Consider the following 19,014-nt stretch of genomic DNA (forward strand, 5'->3'; position numbering starts at 1 on the left):
ACACCGACTCTCGTCAGGCGCCCTGTTCCACCCATGTGGTGGCACTGTGCTGTGCCTGTGAGTGCGATTGCCAGTTGGTTTCGGGGTCCGGCTGGGGGGCCGCCGGGGCAAGCGCGGGCAGATACAGGGTGAACACCGTACGGCCGGGCACGCTGTCCACGGTGACGGCACCGCCGTGCGCGGTCGCCACGGCCTGCACGATGGCGAGACCGAGACCGGTGGATCCCGTGGCCCGCGAGCGCGCGGAGTCACCGCGCGCGAACCGCTCGAAGACGTGCGGCAGCAGGTCCTGCGGGATGCCCTGCCCGTTGTCCTCGACGTCGACGCACAGCCACGGTCCGCGCCGCTGGATGCGGGCGGTGACCGTGGTGCCCGGCGGGGTGTGCTTTCGGGCGTTGCCGAGCAGGTTGATCAGCACCTGCTGGATCCGGGCCGCGTCGGCGGCGACCAGCGCCGGCTCGTCGGGCAGGTCGAGGCGCCAGTTGTGGTCCATGCCGGCGGCTCGCGTGTCGCTGATCGTGTCGACGACGAGCGGGATGAGATCGGTGTGCTCGAACTGCAGCGGACGGCCCGCGTCCAGCCGGGCGAGCAGCAGCAGGTCCTCCACGAGCAGGGTCATCCGCCCCGCCTCGGACTCGATACGGCCGAGGGCGTGCCGGGTGTCGGGCCCGACCTGCTCCCTGCCGCGCCGGGTCAGCTCGGCGTAGCCGCGGATGGAGGCGAGCGGGGTCCGCAGTTCGTGACTCGCGTCGGCGACGAACTGCCGTACCCGCATCTCGCTCTGCTGACGGGCGTGCAACGCCCCGTGCACGTGGTTGAGCATGCGGTTGAGCGCGGAGCCGACCTGGCCGACCTCGGTGTGCGGGTCGCACTCGGTCTCCGGCACCCGCTCGCTGAGGTTCACCTCGCCGGTGTGCAGCGGGAGTTCGGAGACGCGGGTGGCGGTGGCGGCGACCCGGCGGAGGGGGCGGGTGGCGACGTTGACCATCACGGTGCCGGCCAGGGCGGCGGCGACGAGGCCGGAGACGGTGAGGCTGATCTCGACGATGATCAGGGTGTTGATGGTGCTGTCGACGTCGGAGGTCGGGATACCGACGTAGTAGCCGCTGGTGCCGTCGCTCGCGTACTTGACGAGGTACGCGCCCAGGCCGGGCATCTCCACGCTGTGGACGTTCTGGTCCTGGGAGACGGAGTTGAGCACCTTGAGCTGGGCGTCCGTGAGCGGTTTGGCGCTCATCGAGAAGTCGTCGCTGGACTTCACGCCCCGCTCGGAGTCGGTGATGCTGCCGTTCTGGACCATGGCCGCGATGGTGCCGTCCGGCTGCGGACCCGTCACGAATTTGGACAGGTCGGTCGTGCCCTCACCGTTCTGCTGCTGATTCGGGCCGGTGTTGAGGGTGCCCGAGCCCGTCCCGGTCCCGGTGCCGTTGCTCTTGGGCCGGTTTCCGAGCGGACCGCCGAAGTCGCGCGGCGTCACGCGCGCCGCGACCTCGCCCAGTTTGCCCTCCAGCTGCCCGTACAGGTGATCCCGCAGCACCAGGGTGGTGACCGTCCCGATCACCGCGCAGACCACGGCGATCAGGGTCACGGACACGACGACGAGCCGAGTCCGCAGGGTGCGCGGCTTTCCCGCCCGTCGCTTCTGCGTACGCGGCCGTCGTCGCCCGCTCATGCCGCGGCTGGCTTGATCAGATAACCGGCGCCACGCCGGGTGTGGATCATCGGCTCCCGGCCGGCGTCTATCTTCCGGCGCAGATACGAGATGTAGAGCTCGACCACGTTGGCCTGCCCGCCGAAGTCGTACGACCACACGCGGTCGAGTATCTGGGCCTTGCTGAGCACCCGCCGCGGGTTGCGCATCAGGAAGCGCAGCAACTCGAACTCGGTGGCCGTGAGATGGATCGAGTCCCCGGCCCGCGAGACCTCGTGGCTGTCCTCGTCCAGGGTGAGGTCACCGACGACGAGCACGGAGTCGGAGCGCCGGTCGGCCGCACCGGAGCGGCGGATCAGCCCGCGCAGCCGGGCCACGACCTCTTCGAGGCTGAAGGGCTTGGTGACGTAGTCGTCGCCACCGGCGGTGAGACCCGCGATCCGGTCCTCGACCGCGTCCTTCGCGGTCAGGAACAGCACCGGCACGTCCGGCAGTTCGCGCCGCAGGCGCCCCAGCACGGTGAGGCCGTCCATGTCGGGCAGCATCATGTCGAGGACGACGGCGTCGGGCCGGAAATCCCGTGCGGTCTGTATCGCGCCCTGCCCGTCACCGGCACTCCGGATCTGCCAGCCCTCGTACCGGAGGGCCATGGAAAGGAGTTCGGTGATCGACAGTTCGTCGTCCACCACAAGCACTCGGACGGGGCTCCCGTCCGGCCTCAGCAGTTCGGTGCGCCCCTGGGGCGAGGTCGTGGTCATGGTGGACACCTTGTCCGGGTCCTCTGAGAGCACGCTTTCACTAATCTGTGATTTCCCTGAGAACCACACAGGCGCCTCTCAGGCAACGCCTGGGAATCCCATCAGGGGTGCATGAACCCGTGACCACGCTCGTGCCGAGCTGCGCGGATCATGTCCGTCCGGGCCGCGCTTCCGACCGTTGGTGAAGTGCCGATGAGCCGCCGATGAGCCGCTGATGAGAGCGTGACGACCCGGCGCGGATCCCGCGCGCGGAGGACTTCCCCGGCGCTGGCGACGCGGCCGGCGCTGGGCGACGCGGCCGGCGCTGGCGACGCTCAGAAGAGCCCCTCCTGGGGAGCCTCGAACTCCCTGATGGGTACCCGCAGTTGGCCTTCTTCCCCCACCCCGGCAGCGGTCAGCTCCCACCCCGGCAGCAAACGCGTGTCGAGGACCACGACCCCGCGCCGGGTGGCGAGATGCAGATCCGGCCCGGCCGCCGCGACCAGCTCACCGCTCACCACGCCGCCCGGCACCAGCTCGACCACCTCACCGACCGCGGCGGACACCCCGTCCAGCCCGAACACCCCCATGTGATCGACGACTTGGCAGGGCTCCGGGACGAGCGACTCGGGCCAGCCGCCGAGCGCGACCGCCAGCGCGTGCAGTTCCGTGATCTCGACCGCCCGCTCGGCCCGGGTCACCGGCAGCAGGGCGCGTACGACGCGCTTGTCGCCGTACGGGATCCGGTCCGGCACCCGGAGCGCGGCCCGCAGCAGTTCCTCGGCCCGCCGGGCGGCCATCAGCGGCCCGGCGCCGAGCCAGCTGAAGCACACGGCTCCCTGCTCCAGCAGCCGGGCCGGCCCCCGCTCGACGGCCGTGATCCCCACTTTGACCATCCCGGGCCCGAACCACGCCAGATACACGTGGTACGGCCGGGGATCGTCGGCGACGGTGTCGGCGGCCACGGAGTGCGCACGGTCCAGCCGCGCACACTCCTCGCACCGGGCGCCGGTGGTCCTGCCGGACACGGGGGCCCGGGTCGGGCAGTCATGCCCGCGCGCCCCCACGCACTCCCGTTTCGCACCCGCGTCGGCGCCTCCTTCCGCGACCCCGAAGGCCACGCGCTTCCCCCGGGCGAGCGGACTGCGCCGCCCACCGCTCCACACCAGCACGGGTCCGTCGTCCGACCAGCGCAGTCCCGAGCATTTCCACACCTGTGCCATCAGTCGCGAGGGTAGCTGGCGGCACTGACAACGACCCGGTGCGGCCGACCCGCAGGGGCGCCCGCGGGCAGGGCGGGAGATCCACAGACGGGAGGCTCCCGATCAGCTGCCGGCCTCCGCGGTGGCCTCAGCAGCAGCCGGCGCATTCGCCGCCCCATTCGCCTCCGCGGTCGCCTTCGCGGCGATCACCGCCCCGTGATCGTCGTCGGGAGGCCACGACCGTGTTCGCCCTACGGGTCCGTCGCGCCGGCCTGCGCCTCCGGGTCATCCCGCTCCGGAACACCCGGCACATGTACGGCTCGCTCCTGGTCGCCCTGAAGGTGCACTCGAAGGTGGCACAGCGCAAGCTGTCCGAGGCGATGGGCGGCTCCCGGACCGACGGCTGACATCAACCGCTGACAGCAACCGTTGCCGTGCTTCGCTGCTGTACGCCCCCGAAACGTCAAAGGCCCCGGAGTGATCCGGGGCCTTTGACCTGTGTGCACTCGGCAGGATTCGAACCTGCAACCTTCTGATCCGTAGTCAGATGCTCTATCCGTTAAGCTACGAGTGCTTGTTCTTCTGGTTTTTCGTCTTCGCTTCCCGGCCCTTTCGGCCCGCTCGCGGCGACAGGAAGAACATTACATGACTGCCGCCGCCATGTGAAATCCGTTAGCCGCACCCCTTGTGAGCTGCGGAAACATCGGATCTGGCGAGCACCGCGCCGCCACCGCGTCGGCGCCTGCGCCGCTGCGGCAGGGCCCTAAACGCGACTCAGGGAGTCCAGACCGAAACGGTTGGACTCCCTGAGTCAGGTGCGGAGGCGGAGGGATTTGAACCCTCGATGGGCTTTAAGGCCCAAACCGCATTAGCAGTGCGGCGCCATAGACCGGACTAGGCGACGCCTCCCGCACAGCCGCCCGCGTGAGCGCGAGTGGTGCGTGCAGATGATGACACAGTCGAGCGTGCTGTCACCAATCGGCTCCCACGGTACTAGGCAGTCGGGCCACAGGGCAAAGCCCTTCTCGCGAGGCCATCAGGCGTCGCGCAACGTCTCGCCCGGCCGCGCGTTGGGCAGGGCATGTCGCACTTCGCCGTGCGGGGCGCCCTCGGGGCCGTCGCCGCCGTCCTCGGGTCCGTCCCCGCCCTGCCCGCCTCCGCCGCCGTCGCGGCCGACCACCTCACCGTCACCGTGCGCCACGCCGGGGACGGGCGGGACGGGACGTACGAGCTGTCCTGTCACCCCGGCGCAGGCAGTCACCCGGACGTGGACGGGGCCTGTCAGGCGCTCGACCGGAACACCCGCTGGGGCCGGGACACCTTCGCCCCGGTCGCCCCGGGCAGCGTCTGCACCATGCTCTACGGCGGCCCGGCCACCGCCCATGTCACCGGGACCTGGGCCGGCCGCCCGGTCGACGCCACGTACGACCGCAGCAACGGCTGCGAGGTCGGACGCTGGGACCGGATGGTGCCCCTGCTCCCCGACCTCGGCTCGTGAAAGTCCAGAACGTCCACCCGCACCCCCCGCACGCCCGTCACGCCACAACGCCGGCACAGGCGTTTCACGGGGGGCGGCTCCTCTTCCGTAAAAGTCTCGCGAAGGGTATGGCGGAGGTGGGGCGTGTCGGTCACATGTTCGCCGTCACTTCGTCGTGCGACCTGCCTCTCATCCGGCGCCGTGAGCGCAATAGGTGGCTTTAGACTCCCTCGCGTGACACGCCGCAGGCCGATTGGCAAGATGGCCCGAGCGGTCGGCAAGGTGCGGTAACAGGGAGGAAGCGTCTCGTGAGCAGCAGGCCATCCCGAGGCGCTGCTCGCCTCGCAGCCATACTGGACGCGCTGCCGGATGCGTTGGTGCTGGTCAACGCCAACGGCACCGTCGTCAACGCGAACACGATCGCCCTGGAGGCCTTCGAGGCGCCGGGTACCGCGCTGGTCGGACGAGGGCTGCTCGATCTGCTGCCGGAGTTCGACTCACGACTGATCCCGGGGTCGATGCGGCGGCCCGACCACAGGGACCCCCGGGGGCGGACCAAGCCCACCCGGATGGTGGCGCGGCGGACGGACGGGACCGAGTTCCCGGTCGAGGTCACCAGCGCCAACCTGGAGAACGGGCAGCAGGCGTACGACGGTTACGGCTACAGCGGCGACGAGCTGCTGATGCTGGTCGTCCGCGACCTGACCGGCACCGTGGACACCGAGGCCGAGCTGGCCCGCTCGCAGCGGCAGACCGAGATGATCCTGCGGGCGGCGAGCGAGGGTGTGGTGGGGACGGACACCGACGGGCGGATCGTGCTCGTCAATCCGGCCGCCGCTCAGATACTGGGGTACCGGGCCGGTGAGCTGGGCGGCAAGGAGCTGCACAACCTCGTGGTGCACTCGCGCGCCGACGGCTCCCCCTTCCCGTACGCCGAGTCGCCGCTCGCCGACACCCTCCGCTCCGGGCGCAAGCACCGGGTGCGCGGGCAGGTGCTGTGGGCCAAGGGCGACAAGAAGGTGCCGGTCGACCTGACGACCGCGCCGGTGCGCGACGGCGACCAGCTGGTCGGCGCCGTGATGACGTTCACCGACCGGCGGCCGTACGACTCCGTCATCGACGAGAAGACGGCCCTGGAGCAGGCGCACGCCGACGAGCTGGAGCGGCTCTCCGAGGAACACGCCTCCGACCTGACCGCGCTGCGCCAGAAGCACGTCACCGAGGTGGAGGAGCTGCTCGAGCGGCACGCCGAGGAACTGGCGGTCGCCGAGGACCGGTACGCGGCTCTCGGCGAGCGCGAGAAGGACCGGTACGAGGCCCTCTCCGGGCGGCACGAGCAGCTGCTGACGCTGCTCGCGCAGTCGCTGCGCGGCCCTCTCGACGAGCTGCGCCGGGAGCTGGCCGTGCTCGCCGCCGACGACGCCGGGCAGCTGTGGCCCGAGGCCAACCAGGTGCTTCACCATCTGTCGGCCGGCTATTCGCGGATCACCCAGCTCATCGACAACGTGCTCGGGTACCAGCGGCTGGACGCGGGGACCGAGGACATCACCCGGACGAAGGTCATGCTCGACGCCGTCGTCGCCGCCGGCGTGGACGGCGCGGTGGAGCTGATCGGGCCTGGACGGGTGCAGTTCGCCGTGCACGCGCCGCCCATCGAGGCCGAGGTGGACCCCCAGCGGCTCGCCGTCGCGCTGGCGCACCTCATCGCGGACGTGGCCGGCGTGGACGCGACCGGCAACGCGCCCGTCTCGGCGGGCGGCTACATGGACAACACGGTGGTGGTCGCGGCGGCGCAGCGCGGCGAGGTCGTCCGTATCGAGGTGCGCGGACCGTACGCCGGGGGCGACCCGGTGCACGAGCCGATCGTGCGCGGGATCGTCCGGGCCCACGGCGGTGTGCTGCAGACCCACGAGGTGCCGGGGATGAGCGGCAGCGCCTTCGTGCTGGAGGTGCCGATCGGGGGCGGCGCCGGCGCGGTGACCCCGCCGGCCGGTACCGAGGTCGCCATGGTCGCGGCCGCCGACGAGACCGGTGCCGGCGGACGGCGGCGGGCCCGGCGGTCCTCCGTGGACGCCTTCCTGGAGAGTGACGTGCCCGGCGAGACGGGCGACGAGGGCGAGCTCCCGGCCGCGCCGACCGGGCGGCGGCGCCGACGGGCCGCCGAGGCGGCGGACGTTCCGGACAACGGGCCCGCCGCGATCGAGAGCGCGGAATCGGCGTCCGGCGGTACCGGTCGGCGGCGCGGGCGTCCCGCCGACGGTGCCCCGGGGGTCGCCGAGGGCGCCGTGATGACGGCGGCCGAACAGGGCGCCGGGGCGGCTGCCTCGGGTACGGGGCTGGGCGGCACCGTTCCGCCGCAGGGCGTTCCCGTGCCGGCGCCGGGGCGGCGCGCCCGGCGTGAGCCCGACGAGCGGCAGTCGCTGCCGCCCGCGCTGCCCTCGGTCCCGTCCGAGCAGGCGGCCGACGACGGTCAGCCCGGCGGGCGCCGGCGCCGCGCGCTGGCCGCCGCGGCCGAGCGGGCCGAGCAGCAGCAGGCGGGGCCTCGTCCGGTCTTCGCGCTGCCGCCCGCCGAGGCCGACCGGGCACCCGAGCCGGTCACGGCCGTGGAGCAGGCGGGCGACGAGGGCCGGCACGATGCCGTGGCGCACGACCAGGCCGAGGACCACACCCCGCCGCAGCCGCACCCCACCACCGCGCCGACCGGCCGACGGCGGCGGGCCGTGGGCCAGCCCGCGGCGGAGAACACCCCGGGCACCCCGGGCACCCCGGGCGCCCCGGCCGTGCCGACGGTGCCCGCGCAGGCGGCCGTGCCCGGACAGCCGGTGCAGCCTCAGGGCATTCCGATGCAGGCCGGTCCGGCGGCCCAGGTCGCCGCGCCGGCCGGTGTCCCCGTCGCCCAGGCGGCCGGCGGGCAGCAGCCCGGGCCGGTGGGGCAGGGGCACGGGCAGGTCCAGGGACAGGCGCAGGTGCCGGGGCAGACTTCGGCCCTTCCGGGTCCGCAGGCACTGCCAGGCGCGGCCGTACCGGTGCCGGCGTCGGCACCGCCGCAGCCGCAGCCGCAGCCGCAGGGCGGTGTTCCGGTCGCCGAAGCCGCCCCGGCTCCGGCGCAGCCCGCGCAGCCCGTCCAGCCCGCCCAGCCGCTTCCGCTTCCGGCGGAGGCCGCGCCGGTGGCACCCGTGCCGCAGCAGTGGCCGGGCGCCGACGACGCCCCCGCCGCGCCCCAACCGGCCCCTTCCGCACAGCCGTTGCCCGCCGAGGCGACCGCGGTGCCGGCACCACCGGCGGCACCGATCGACCCGGACTCCACGCAGGGCCGGGCGTTCAGCGTGCGGACGCTGGGGCAGGGAGTGCCGTTCTCGCGGCAGGCCGCGCAGGTGCAGCACCCGACGGCGACCCCGCCCCCGCACCAGCCGGGCGGCAACGGGCGGCGCCGCAAGCTGGGCACGCCCCCGGACCCGGGCGCGCGTGCCGAGCAGCCGCAGCCCGATCAGCCGGCCCGGCCGCATCCGCCGGCCGAGCAGCCGGTCGCCGCCCAGCCGCTGCCGCAGCCGTCGCCGTCGCCGTCGCCGTCGCCGACCGGACAGTCCCGGCTGGTGGGAGCAACCGACGGCGCCGGACGGTCGTACGCGATAGGCGCACCGGACGTGAACGCCGCCGAGGGCCCGGAGCCGCTGGACGGTCCGGGCGGGGCGATCGAGGTCGCGGATCCGCCGCGCCCGCAGCCGATGGACGACGAGCTGCCCCCGGAGCCGCTGGACAACCCGCGCCGGCTGCTGGTGTGGCCCGCGCCGGACGTCACCACCCAGCAGGAGCTGAGCGACCGCGGCTACCGGCCGGTGATCGTGAACTCCCGTGCGGAGGTCGACGCGCAGATCGCCGCGTTCCCGGCGGCGCTGTTCGTGGACCCGCTGACCGGGCCGATCACCCGGACCGCGCTGCAGTCGCTGCGGCAGGCGGCGGTGGCCGCGGAGGTGCCGGTGATGGTGACGGCGGGGCTCGGACAGGCGACGCGTGAGGCGGCGTACGGCGCCGATCCCGCCGTACTGCTGAAGGCGCTCGCGCCGCGGGACAGCGAGCAGCATCCGCCGCGGGTGCTGCTGATCGAGGAGCACGCGGAGATCGCGCTCGCGCTGACCTCGACGCTGGAGCGGCGCGGGATGCAGGTGGCGCGGGCGGCGAGCGACGCGGACGCGGTGACGCTGGCGGGGCAGTTGCGGCCGAACCTGGTGGTGATGGACCTGATGCAGGTGCACCGCCGGCAGGCCGGGATCATCGACTGGCTGCGGGCGAACGGGCAGCTGAACCGGACGCCGCTGGTCGTTTACACGGCGGCGGTGGACCAGGCGGATCTGCCGAGGCTGGCGTCGGGGGAGACGGTGCTGTTCCTGGCTGAGCGGTCGACGAGTCCCGAGGTGCAGAGCCGGATCGTCGACCTGCTGGCCAGGATCGGGACGAACTGAGGCGGCGAAGCGCCGTTGGGGAACTGCCGGAGGTCGGCCACGAACAACCCGTGGCCGACCTCCGGCAGTTCCCCGCGCCCCTTGCAGAGGCGTTCACATGACGGCGCCTACAGGCTGGTGACGTCCAGTTCCCCGGCGGCGTACTGCTTCCTGAGCACCTTCTTGTCGAACTTGCCGACGCTGGTCTTCGGCACCGACTCGATGACCGTCCAGCGTTCGGGGAGCTGCCACTTGGCGATCTTGCCTTCCTCGGCGAGGAAGATGCGCAGGGCCTCGAAGGTGGCCGTGGAGCCCTCGCGCAGGACGACCGTGGCCAGCGGGCGCTCGCCCCACTTCTCGTCCGGTACGGCCACGACCGCGGCCTCGGCGACGTCCGGGTGGGACATCAGCGCGTTCTCCAGTTCGACCGAGGAGATCCACTCGCCGCCGGACTTGATGACGTCCTTCGCACGGTCGGTGAGGGTGAGGAAGCCGTCGGCGGAGATGGTGCCGACGTCACCGGTCTTCAGCCAGCCGTCCGCGCTGAACTTGTCGGCGGGGCGCAGCGGCTCGGCGTCGGGACCGTTGTAGTAGGCGCCCGCTATCCAGGGGCCGCGCACCTCCAGTTCGCCCGCCGACTCGCCGTCCCAGGGGAGGCGTTCGCCGGCCGGGCCGCTGAGCCGGGCCTCGACACTCGCCGGGAACCGGCCCTGGGTGAGGCGGTACGCGAACTCCTCGTCCGTACCGACCGCATGGGCCGGCGGGCGGGCGATGGTGCCGAGCGGGGAGGTCTCCGTCATGCCCCAGGCGTGGCAGACCCGCATGCCCAGCTTGTCGAAGGCCGTCATGAGGGAGGGCGGGCAGGCGGCGCCGCCGATGGTGACCTGGGTGAGGGAGGAGACGTCCCGGGGCCGGGCGGTGAGTTCGCCGAGCAGGCCCTGCCAGATGGTGGGGACCGCGGCCGCGTGCGTGGGGCGCTCGCGCTCGATCATCTCGGCGAGCGGGGCGGGCTGGAGGAAACGGTCCGGCATCAGCAGGTTGACGCCGGTCATGAAGGTGGCGTGCGGCAGGCCCCAGGCGTTGACGTGGAACTGCGGTACGACGACCAGGGAGGTGTCCTGGTCGGTCAGACCCATCGACTGGGCCATGTTGACCTGCATGGAGTGCAGGTAGATCGAACGGTGGCTGTACACCACGCCCTTCGGGTCGCCGGTGGTGCCGGAGGTGTAGCACATGGCGGCGGCCTGGCGTTCGTCGAGCTCGGGCCAGTCGTAGTCGGCCGGCTTGTCGGCGATGAGCTCCTCGTACTCGTGTACGGCCGCGGTCGCGCCGACGAGGGGGGAACGGTCGCCCGGGCCGCAGACCACGATGTGCTCGACGGTCGGCAGCTTGGCCAGCAGCGGCGCGATCATCGGGATCAGCGAGCCGTTGACGACGACGACCTTGTCCGCCGCGTGGTTGACGATCCAGACCAGCTGCTCGGCGGGCAGGCGCAGGTTGAGGGTGTGCAGGACCGCGCCCATGGCGGGAACCGCGAAGTACGCCTCGACGTGTTCCGCGTTGTTCCACATCAGGGTGGCCACCCGGTCGTCTCCCCGGACCCCGAGGTCGTCCCGCAAGGCGTGTGCCAGCCGGGCGGCCCGGTCGCCGATCTCGGCGAAGCTGCGGCGGTGCGGCTCGCCCTCGCCGGTCCAGGTGGTGACCTGTGACGCGCCGTGAACCCTCGACCCGTGGGTCAGGATCCTTGAGATCAGCAGCGGTACGTCCTGCATGGTGCTCAGCACGGCGTCCTCCCGGGGGCGACATTGCCTACTCGGCGGTAAAAGGGCTGCGCTGATTCTGCGCACATACCACTCGGTATGTCACTAGGAGAAAGCCAACAAAGCCCGTCCGGTCGCTCCGGCCACCGCCCCGGCCGCTATCGCGCGAGGTCCAGCTCGGGGTCCTCGCGCAGCTTGCCGAGCGCACGCGACACGGCCGACTTCACCGTGCCCACCGACACCCCGAGCACCTCGGCCGTCTGCATTTCGCTCAGGTCCTCGTAGTACCGCAGCACGACCATCGCCCGCTGCCGCGCGGGCAGTTTCATGATCGCCTGCCACATCGCGTCGTGCAGCGCCTGCCGCTCGGCCGGGTCGCCCTCGCCCCCCGTCGGCTCGGGCTCGGGCATCTCGTCGCAGACGAACTCGTCGACCCGGCGCTTGCGCCACTGCGAGGTCCGCGTGTTCAGCAGGGCCCTGCGCACATAGCCGTCGAGCGCCCGGTGGTCCTCGATCCGCTCCCAGGCCACGTACGTCTTGGCGAGCGCGGTCTGCAGAAGATCCTCGGCGTCGCTCGGGTTCGCGGTCAGCGAGCGGGCGGTGCGCAGCAGGACCGGCTGGCGGGCCCTGACGTACGACGCGAACGACGGGTACGGGCGGGTGTGTGCGCGGGTCTGCCTCGCCGAGACAGCGGCGTCCGAAGCGCTGGTGCAGACGGGTGTGGTCATGGCTCCACGCTATGAGCGAGCGATGTCACGGCGGATCGGCCGCAGGTCCCGAAGCAGGGTCCCCCTCAGGTTGTAGGAATGGGGCTGCCTACACCTCCTGAAGGTGGAGTACGGGTGCGAGACCGCTGCGGGTTTACCCCTGGGGGGAGCAGGAACGGGGGCGCGACCTCTCCTGCCCGCGGTCAGGAGACCTCACCCGTCCGAAGCCGGGAGAGCTCATCCGTCCGCGGTCAGGACCAGTCCGGACGTCGGTACGCCCGTGCCGGCCGTGACCAGGACCCGGTCCGCCCCGGGTATCGGGTTCACGGCCGTGCCGCGCAGTTGGCGCACCGCCTCCGCCACCCCGTTCATCCCGTGCAGGTACGCCTCCCCGAGCTGCCCCCCGTGTGTGTTCAGCGGCAGCCGCGCCTCGGCCACGAAGTCCGCCGCCTCGCCGCGCCCGCAGAACCCGAACTCCTCCAGCTGCATCAGCACGAACGGGGTGAAGTGGTCGTACAGGATCCCCACGTCGATGTCGGCCGGGGCGAGACCACTGGTGCGCCACAGCTGACGGGCCACCACGCCCATCTCCGGCAGCCCGGTCAGGTCGTCCCGGTAGAAGCTGGTCATCTGCTCCTGGGCCCGGCCGGCGCCCTGCGCGGCCGCCGCGATCACGGCCGGCGGATGCGGCAGATCGCGTGCCCGCTCCACCGACGTGACGACGAGGGCCTGGCCGCCGTCCGTCTCCTGGCAGCAGTCCAGGAGACGGAGCGGCTCGACGATCCAACGGGAGGCCGCGTGGTCCGCGAGGGTGATGGGACGGCCGTGGAAGTAGGCGGCCGGGTTCGTCGCCGCGTACCCGCGGTCCGTCACCGCCACGTGCCCGAACGCCTCGGGGGTCAGCCCGTACGTGTGCAGGTAGCGCTGCGCCGCCATCGCCACCCACGACGCCGGAGTGAGCAGCCCGAACGGCAGGACCCAGCCGAGCGCCACGCCCTCCGCCGACGGCTCCCGGTGCTGCACGCCCGAGCCGAAGCGGCGGCCCGATCTCTCGTTGAAGGCGCGGTAGCAGACCACCACCTCGGCGATCCCGGCCGCCACGGCGAGGGCCGCCTGCTGGACGGTCGCGCAGGCCGCGCCGCCGCCGTAGTGGACGCGGGAGAAGAAGGACAGCTCGCCGATCCCGCAGGCCTGCGCCACGGTGATCTCCGGGCTGGTGTCCATCGTGAACGTCACCATCCCGTCCACGTCCGCCGGAGCCAGCCCGGCGTCGTCCAGCGCGGCGCGCACCGCCTCCGCCGCCAGCCGCAGCTCGCTGCGCCCCGAGTCCTTGGAGAACTCGGTCGCCCCGATCCCGACGATCGCCGCCCGCCCGCCGAGCGAGTCCCGGGCCCGCACGCTCATGAGTCCACCTCGTCGGCGACGGTGACGGTGACGGTGCCCCTGTCCTCGGTGCTTTCGGTGAGGACGACGGTCACCGTGCCGGTCACGTGGTTCCCGATGCTGTTGGCGCCCACCACGCGGACGGTCGCCGTGCGGGTCTCGTCGTCCATCTCCTCGATCCGCCCGGTCAACACCATCGTGTCTCCGGGATAGTTGGGCGCGCCCAGGCGGATGGCGGCTTTACGGAGCTGTGCCGTCGGGCCGAAGCAGTCGGTGATGTACCGGCCGACCAGGCCGTTCGTCGTCAGGATGTTCATGAAGATGTCCGGCGAGCCCTTGTCGCGGGCCAGTTCGGCGTCGTGGTGCACGTCCTGGTAGTCCCGGGACGCGATCGCTCCCGCCACGATCAGCGTCCGCGTGATCGGAATCTCCAGAGCCGGCAGTTCGGTGCCCACGCCCGGCCGTGTCGTCTCAGCTCCCACTTGCGATCAACTCCCCCAGTTCCTGCAGCACTTCGCCTCCGCTGCCCAGATACGCGTCCAGTTGCCGGCCCCACAGGAAGTGCCGGTGCACCGGGTGGTCGACGTCGGCGCCCGTGCCGCCGTGCAGATGCTGACCCGTGTGCACGACCCGCTGCCCGGCCTCGGACGCCCACCAGGCCGCGGTCAGCGCGTGCGTGGCGTACGGCAGCCCGGTGTCCCGCCGCCAGGCCGCCTCGTACGCCGTCACCCGTATCGCCTCCGTGTCCATGTGGGCGTCGGCGGCACGGAGCTGGACGCCCTGCCGGGTGGCGAGGGGGCGCCCGAACTGCTCGCGGGCGTTGGTGTGGGCCACGGCCCGGGCCAGGGAGCCCGCGCAGACGCCCGCCTGGAGTCCGGCGAACGCGGTGCGGGCGGTGGCCAGGACGTCGGCGTAGGCGCCGGTGCCGGAACCTGGGCCAGAGCCAGAGCCAGAGCCGGTGTCGGGGCCGGGGTCGGGGCCGAGGGGCTCGGCGGGGGCGTCCTGGAGGGTGAGCCGCCCCGCCGACCAGGGCGCGGTCAGCTCGACCTCCTCGACGCTGGTGCCCTCGCCGATCGGCACCAGCCACAGCCTTCGTTCGGCGTCGGCGACCAGGACGTGCGTGGCGTCGCGCAGCCATGGGACGACGGGCACGGTGCCGTTCAAACCGCCGTACGCGGAAGGTCCTACCGACCCGCCGTACGCGGAAGGTTCCACCGACCCGCCGTACGCGGAAGGCCGTACCGATGGCTGTGCCGGAAACGCGCCGGTCACCACCACCGAGCCGTCCCCGATCCCCGGCAGCAGCCGCTCCCGCTGTTCGCCCGTGCCGTGCGCGGCGATCGCCAGCTGCCCGTACACACAGCTCGCCGCATAGGGCACCTGGGCCGTGGTGCGCCCCTGTTCCTCGAGAAGCAGCACCAGCCCCAGCAGCCCCAGCTCCGAAACCGCGGCCACCAGCCCGGCCGCGGTGAGGGCCTTCCACAGCTCCGGGTCGCTGCCGGTGCCTGCGGCCCGCAGCCGCTCGTGGGTGGCGAGGTCGCCGAAGACCCGGGCGGCCAGGTCACGAGCCTCGGCCTGGGCCTCGGTGGGCGTGAAGTCCATGTCATGCCTCCCCGTCCAGGACCCGGAAGACGGGCAGGGTCAACGCCCCGCCGTCATCGTCGTACCGGCAGAACTCCACCCGTACCGGCAGCCCGATCCGCACCTTGTCGTACGGCACCCCCACCACGTTGCTCACCATCCGCACGCCCTCGGCGAGTTCGATCAGGCCGACCGCGTACGGAGGGGCGAAGGCCGGGAAGGGTGGGTGGTGCATCACGACGTACGAGCAGACCGTGCCCTCGCCGGACGACTCGACCGTGTCCCAGTCGAGACAGCCGCAGGCGTTGCAGCCCGGCAGCCAGGGGTGGCGCAGGACGCCGCAGTCCGCGCACCGCTGGATGAGGAGGCGCTCCTCGGCCACGGCCTCCCAGAAGGCGGCGTTGTCCCGGTTGACCACCGGGCGGGGGCGCGGCGGCGGCTTGCGTTCGGGGCCGCTCGGCGCGTACTTGAGGACGCGGAAGCGGTGGGTGCCGACGAGTTCGGGACCGACGCGGACGTCCGTGCGGGTGGTGACGAAGTACCCCGTGCCCAGCTTGGTGGTCTTGCGCGCGGACACCGACTCGATCACCGTGTCGAAGGCGACCTCGTCGCCCGGCCGCAGGGGCCTGAGGTACTCCTGCTCGCAGTCGGTGGCGACGATCGAGGTGCAGCCCGCCTCGTCGAGGAGGGTCAGCATCTCGTCGTACGCGCCCGTGCGGGCGGTGTGCCCGGAGAGACCGCCCATCGTCCAGGCCTGGAGCATGGTGGGCGGGGCGACGGCGTCCGGCCCCTGGTACGCCGGGTTGGTGTCGCCCATCGCCTCGCACCAGTGCCGGATCATGGGCAGGTTGACCGGGTCCTTGCCCATGCCGGCGCGGGCCGCCGGCTGCCCCTCGTACACCTTGAGCCGCGCTGCGAGGTCGTCCGTCCCGGGCCGCGCCCCCGGCTCCTCACTCCCCCCTGCCGCTGCCACGGTCGCCACCCCTTCCCGTCCTGCGCATCCCGAGCCGCATCGTCGCGACGATCTCCCGCTGCACCTCGCTCACCCCGCCCCCGAACGTGTTGATCTGCGCCGCCCGGTTGAGCCGCTCCAGCTCGCCGTCCCCGAACGCCCCCGGCGAGCCGGACCGGACCAATGCCGCCTCGCCGACGATCTCCTGACACATGCGATACGTCGCGACTGCCGATTCCGTTCCCGCGAACTTCACCCCGCTGGCCTCCGCGGGGGCCACCCTGCCCGCCCCGGCATCCCCCACCAGACGCCAGCTGAGCAGGCGATTCGCGGCCAGCCGGGCATGCGCCTCGGCCAGCCGAAAACGCACCCAGGGCTCGTCAACACGGCGCCGCCCCGTCACCGGATCGGGGGTGCGGGCGGCGGTGAGCGCGTCCGCGTAGAAGTCCTCGGCCTGCATGCCGGTCGCGGCGAGGGCGACCCGCTCGTGGTTGAGCTGGTTCGTGATGAGCGACCAGCCGTCGTGCTCGGTGCCGACCAGGTTGCCGGCGGGGACGCGGACGCCGTCGTAGTACGTCGCCGTGGTGACCTGGCCGCCCACCGTCTCGATCGGCGTCCAGGAGAACCCTGGCGCGTCCGTCGGGACGAGGAGGATCGAGATCCCGCGGTGCCGGGGCGCCTCGGGATCGGTGCGGCAGGCCAGCCAGATCCAGTCGGCGTGCTGGGCTCCCGAGGTGAAGATCTTCTGTCCGTCGATCCGCCAGCCGTCGCCGTCCCGTACCGCCCGGGTGCGCAGCGAGGCCAGGTCGGTGCCGGCGGAGGGTTCGCTGTAGCCGATGGCGAAGACGAGGTCGCCACGGAGGATGCCGGGCAGGAAGCGGGCCTTCTGCTCCGGGCTGCCGTACTTCATCAGCGTCGGCCCGACCGTGTTCAGGGTGACCATCGAGACGGGGGCGCCGGCCCGGTACGCCTCGTCGAAGAACACGAACTGCTCGTCGGCGCCCCGGCCCTGACCGCCGTACTCGACGGGCCAGCCGAGGCCGAGCAGGCCGTCCGCGCCGATGCGACGCAGCAGGGCACGGCGTTCGGCGGGGTCCTCGGGGGCGGGCGTCGGGATCAAACTCCGGAAGTAGGCACGGAGTTCGGCGCGCAGCCGTTGCTGGCGTTCGGTGGGAGCCAGATGCATGGTTTCTGACTGTCCGTCAGATAAGGCTCGGTGTCAAGGTCGTCCGGGTCGGCGGAGGAGGCCGGCAGCGAGGGCCCGCGGAGGGGACCAAGGGGCGGCGAGCACCCTCGGCCGGGGGCGAAAGGGCGGCGGTGAGAAGCCCTCGGAGGGGGTGGCGAGGGCCGGAGAACACCTGCGCGGCGATGCCGAAGCACCGCCGCGCGGACGCACTGCCCCCCTCCCCACAGACTCACCTCACCAGGGCTCAGGCGGAGCTCACCACAGCCGGGTGAAGCGGACGGCGGCGTTGTCGTTGCCCTGCTGGATCGCCGTCCACGCGGAGCCCTTGACCTGAGCGGTACTGCTCTGGTTCGAGGCGCCGTTGCCCACCGCGTTCTGCTGGGTGGTGGCGGAGTTGCCGCTGTTGTTGTGGCCGACGCCGCTGCCGATGACGCCCGCCGTGCCGGCGTTGGCGCTCGATCCGTGGTCCGCGATCGCACCGTTGTCCGCGGTCGCGACACCGGCGAAGAGCGCGGCGGCGAGCGGAAGCGCCGAGACGGCGGCGAGAACGCGGGCGGTACGGATGCTTGCCATGTCGTTTCCTCTCAGAGCCCGGCTGTGCCGGAAATACATCAAGTAAGGCTTTTTCCAGGGCAGTTGGCCGACCGCCCTGGCGGTTGTCATCGACGTCGCGAGACCAGAGTTGCCCACCGAATCCCCGGCGAACCAGACCGGAAGCCGCTATTCGCCCTCAAGCGTGACGACAAGTCGATAAACCCCTTTCGCCATCTTTGATGGATTTCATCACCGGTCATCACCACTCAGGGCATTCCCCCCACCAGAGCCCCCAAGGGGAAAAACGTTCCGGCCCCGCACCGCGACGAAGCCACCGACCCTGCGCGCCCTCGGCGTGTCACACCGACCCCCTCTTCCTTTTTTCGAACGCACGTACGAACATGGAGGGCATGGCCACCACCGATCGGCAGGCCACGACGCTGGCCCTCGCACACGCCCTGTCAGCCGCCGAGCGCGGCCTGGCCGTCATCCCTCTGTCCCGGACCAAACTCCCGGCCCTGCGCTCCCCGCACCGCCACGACCCCGAGCCCGCGCTGCCGCCCTGCCACGGCGAGTGCGGCCGCCCAGGCCACGGGGTGTACGACGCCACCACCGACCCGGCCCGCATCCGGGAACTTTTCGCCGCGGCGCCCTGGGCGACCGGCTACGGCATCGCCTGCGGGCTGCCCCCGTACCGCCTCATCGGCGTCGACCTCGACGTCAAGTCCGGTACCGACGCCACGGCCGCCCTGCGCGAACTGGCCCTGCGGCACCTGTTCACCATCCCGCCGACGGTCGTCGTCCTCACCCCGAGCGGCGGCCGCCACCTCTGGCTGACCGGGCCGCCGGACGCCGTCGTCCCCAACTCGGCCGGCCGGCTCGCCCCCGGCATCGACATCCGGGGCGCCGGCGGCTACCTGGTCGGCCCCGGCTCCCGCACCGAACACGGCGTCTACGCCACCGCCCCCGGCACCGAACACCTGGTCCCCGCGCCCTGCCCCCAGGCCCTCCTACGCCTCCTGCTCCCGCCCCCGCGCGCGCCCCACCCCGCGACCCACCCCTCGGTCGGCAACCGCGGCCAGGGCCTGGTCCAGTTCGTCCTCTCCGCCCACGAGGGCCAGCGCAACACCCGCCTCTTCTGGGCAGCCTGCCGCGCCTACGAGAACGGCATCGGCCGGGCCCTGCGAGCCCCCCTGATCGACGCGGCGGTCCACACCGGCCTGACGGAACCCGAGGCCCGCGCGACCATCGCATCGGCGGCTCGCATGACCGGCCACCGGCCCTGACATCGATCAAGCCCGTCCACGGCCACCGGAAGCAAGGCGCCGGCTACGGACACACCAGGTCAAGGGCCTCAACGCGCTCCTCGCCATCATCTCCACCCCGCCGACCGCCCCGGTCACCG

14 protein-coding genes, 2 tRNA genes and 1 pseudogene are annotated in these 19,014 nt (G+C 72.5%); 4 read left to right on the forward strand and 13 right to left on the reverse strand.

The features are described from left to right. Window positions 1–13 precede the first annotated feature (13 nt). The 3 genes from LQ326_RS21665 to LQ326_RS21675 form a co-directional block, all read right to left on the reverse strand. On the reverse strand, window positions 14–1,672 hold the full coding sequence (locus LQ326_RS21665) for a sensor histidine kinase (protein WP_234538939.1): 1,659 nt from the start codon (window positions 1,670–1,672) through the stop codon (window positions 14–16). Next, on the reverse strand, window positions 1,669–2,409 hold the full coding sequence (locus LQ326_RS21670; RefSeq protein ID WP_234538940.1) for a response regulator transcription factor: 741 nt from the start codon (window positions 2,407–2,409) through the stop codon (window positions 1,669–1,671). The genes LQ326_RS21665 and LQ326_RS21670 overlap by 4 nt, the downstream gene beginning before the upstream one ends. 314 nt (window positions 2,410–2,723) lie before the next feature. Further along, complete coding sequence (locus tag LQ326_RS21675; protein ID WP_234538941.1) at window positions 2,724–3,611, reverse strand: DUF2797 domain-containing protein; 888 nt, start codon at window positions 3,609–3,611, stop codon at window positions 2,724–2,726. Window positions 3,612–3,826: 215 nt separating this feature from the next. Here LQ326_RS21675 and LQ326_RS21680 point away from each other — a divergent pair. Next, window positions 3,827–3,997, forward strand: a pseudogene (locus LQ326_RS21680) (site-specific integrase); the annotation flags it as partial. A 94-nt stretch (window positions 3,998–4,091) separates the two neighbouring features. Here the strand turns inward: LQ326_RS21680 and LQ326_RS21685 are convergent. Together LQ326_RS21685 and LQ326_RS21690 are read right to left on the reverse strand one after the other, a co-directional pair. Next, window positions 4,092–4,164: transfer RNA gene (locus tag LQ326_RS21685), tRNA-Arg, on the reverse strand. Between the two features lie 244 nt (window positions 4,165–4,408). Then, window positions 4,409–4,499, reverse strand: a tRNA-Ser gene (locus tag LQ326_RS21690). A gap of 172 nt (window positions 4,500–4,671) precedes the next feature. Between LQ326_RS21690 and LQ326_RS21695 the strand changes: the two genes are divergently transcribed. Together LQ326_RS21695 and LQ326_RS21700 are read left to right on the forward strand one after the other, a co-directional pair. Further along, a complete protein-coding gene (locus LQ326_RS21695; protein ID WP_234538942.1) occupies window positions 4,672–5,088 on the forward strand; it encodes an SSI family serine proteinase inhibitor in 417 nt (138 codons plus the stop codon). Between the two features lie 287 nt (window positions 5,089–5,375). Next, window positions 5,376–9,527 (forward strand): hybrid sensor histidine kinase/response regulator, encoded by a 4,152-nt coding sequence (locus LQ326_RS21700; protein ID WP_234538943.1) that lies wholly within the window; start codon window positions 5,376–5,378, stop codon window positions 9,525–9,527. Between the two features lie 107 nt (window positions 9,528–9,634). Here the strand turns inward: LQ326_RS21700 and LQ326_RS21705 are convergent, their stop codons facing one another. From LQ326_RS21705 to LQ326_RS21740, 8 genes are all read right to left on the reverse strand, one after another. Next, window positions 9,635–11,290 carry a long-chain fatty acid--CoA ligase gene (locus tag LQ326_RS21705; protein WP_234538944.1) on the reverse strand — a complete coding sequence of 552 codons (1,656 nt, stop codon included), beginning with the start codon at window positions 11,288–11,290 and terminating at the stop codon, window positions 9,635–9,637. Window positions 11,291–11,424: 134 nt separating this feature from the next. Beyond that, complete coding sequence (locus tag LQ326_RS21710) at window positions 11,425–11,994, reverse strand: SigE family RNA polymerase sigma factor (protein ID WP_234538946.1); 570 nt, start codon at window positions 11,992–11,994, stop codon at window positions 11,425–11,427. A 216-nt stretch (window positions 11,995–12,210) separates the two neighbouring features. Next, the gene (locus LQ326_RS21715; protein WP_234538947.1) at window positions 12,211–13,377 is read right to left on the reverse strand and encodes a lipid-transfer protein; all 1,167 of its coding nucleotides are present in this window, start codon (window positions 13,375–13,377) and stop codon (window positions 12,211–12,213) included. Then, the gene (locus tag LQ326_RS21720; protein ID WP_234538950.1) at window positions 13,374–13,838 is read right to left on the reverse strand and encodes a MaoC family dehydratase; all 465 of its coding nucleotides are present in this window, start codon (window positions 13,836–13,838) and stop codon (window positions 13,374–13,376) included. The genes LQ326_RS21715 and LQ326_RS21720 overlap by 4 nt, the downstream gene beginning before the upstream one ends. Further along, window positions 13,828–14,958, reverse strand: a complete 1,131-nt coding sequence (locus tag LQ326_RS21725) for an acyl-CoA dehydrogenase family protein (RefSeq protein ID WP_234538952.1) — start codon at window positions 14,956–14,958, stop codon at window positions 13,828–13,830. The genes LQ326_RS21720 and LQ326_RS21725 overlap by 11 nt, the downstream gene beginning before the upstream one ends. A gap of 1 nt (window position 14,959) precedes the next feature. Beyond that, entirely contained in the window at window positions 14,960–15,919 is a 960-nt protein-coding gene (locus tag LQ326_RS21730) for a bifunctional MaoC family dehydratase N-terminal/OB-fold nucleic acid binding domain-containing protein (protein ID WP_372496914.1), read from the reverse strand. Further along, window positions 15,888–17,075 carry an acyl-CoA dehydrogenase family protein gene (locus tag LQ326_RS21735; RefSeq protein ID WP_234538956.1) on the reverse strand — a complete coding sequence of 396 codons (1,188 nt, stop codon included), beginning with the start codon at window positions 17,073–17,075 and terminating at the stop codon, window positions 15,888–15,890. The genes LQ326_RS21730 and LQ326_RS21735 overlap by 32 nt, the downstream gene beginning before the upstream one ends. A 255-nt stretch (window positions 17,076–17,330) precedes the next feature. After that, window positions 17,331–17,648 carry a hypothetical protein gene (locus LQ326_RS21740; RefSeq protein ID WP_234538958.1) on the reverse strand — a complete coding sequence of 106 codons (318 nt, stop codon included), beginning with the start codon at window positions 17,646–17,648 and terminating at the stop codon, window positions 17,331–17,333. 371 nt (window positions 17,649–18,019) lie between these two features. Between LQ326_RS21740 and LQ326_RS21745 the strand changes: the two genes are divergently transcribed. Then, window positions 18,020–18,895: a bifunctional DNA primase/polymerase gene (locus LQ326_RS21745; protein WP_234538960.1), complete on the forward strand. Its 876-nt coding sequence runs from the start codon at window positions 18,020–18,022 to the stop codon at window positions 18,893–18,895. Window positions 18,896–19,014 lie beyond the last annotated feature (119 nt).

Source organism: Streptomyces shenzhenensis, from assembly GCF_021462265.1.
In the GTDB taxonomy this organism is placed as follows: domain Bacteria; phylum Actinomycetota; class Actinomycetes; order Streptomycetales; family Streptomycetaceae; genus Streptomyces; species Streptomyces shenzhenensis.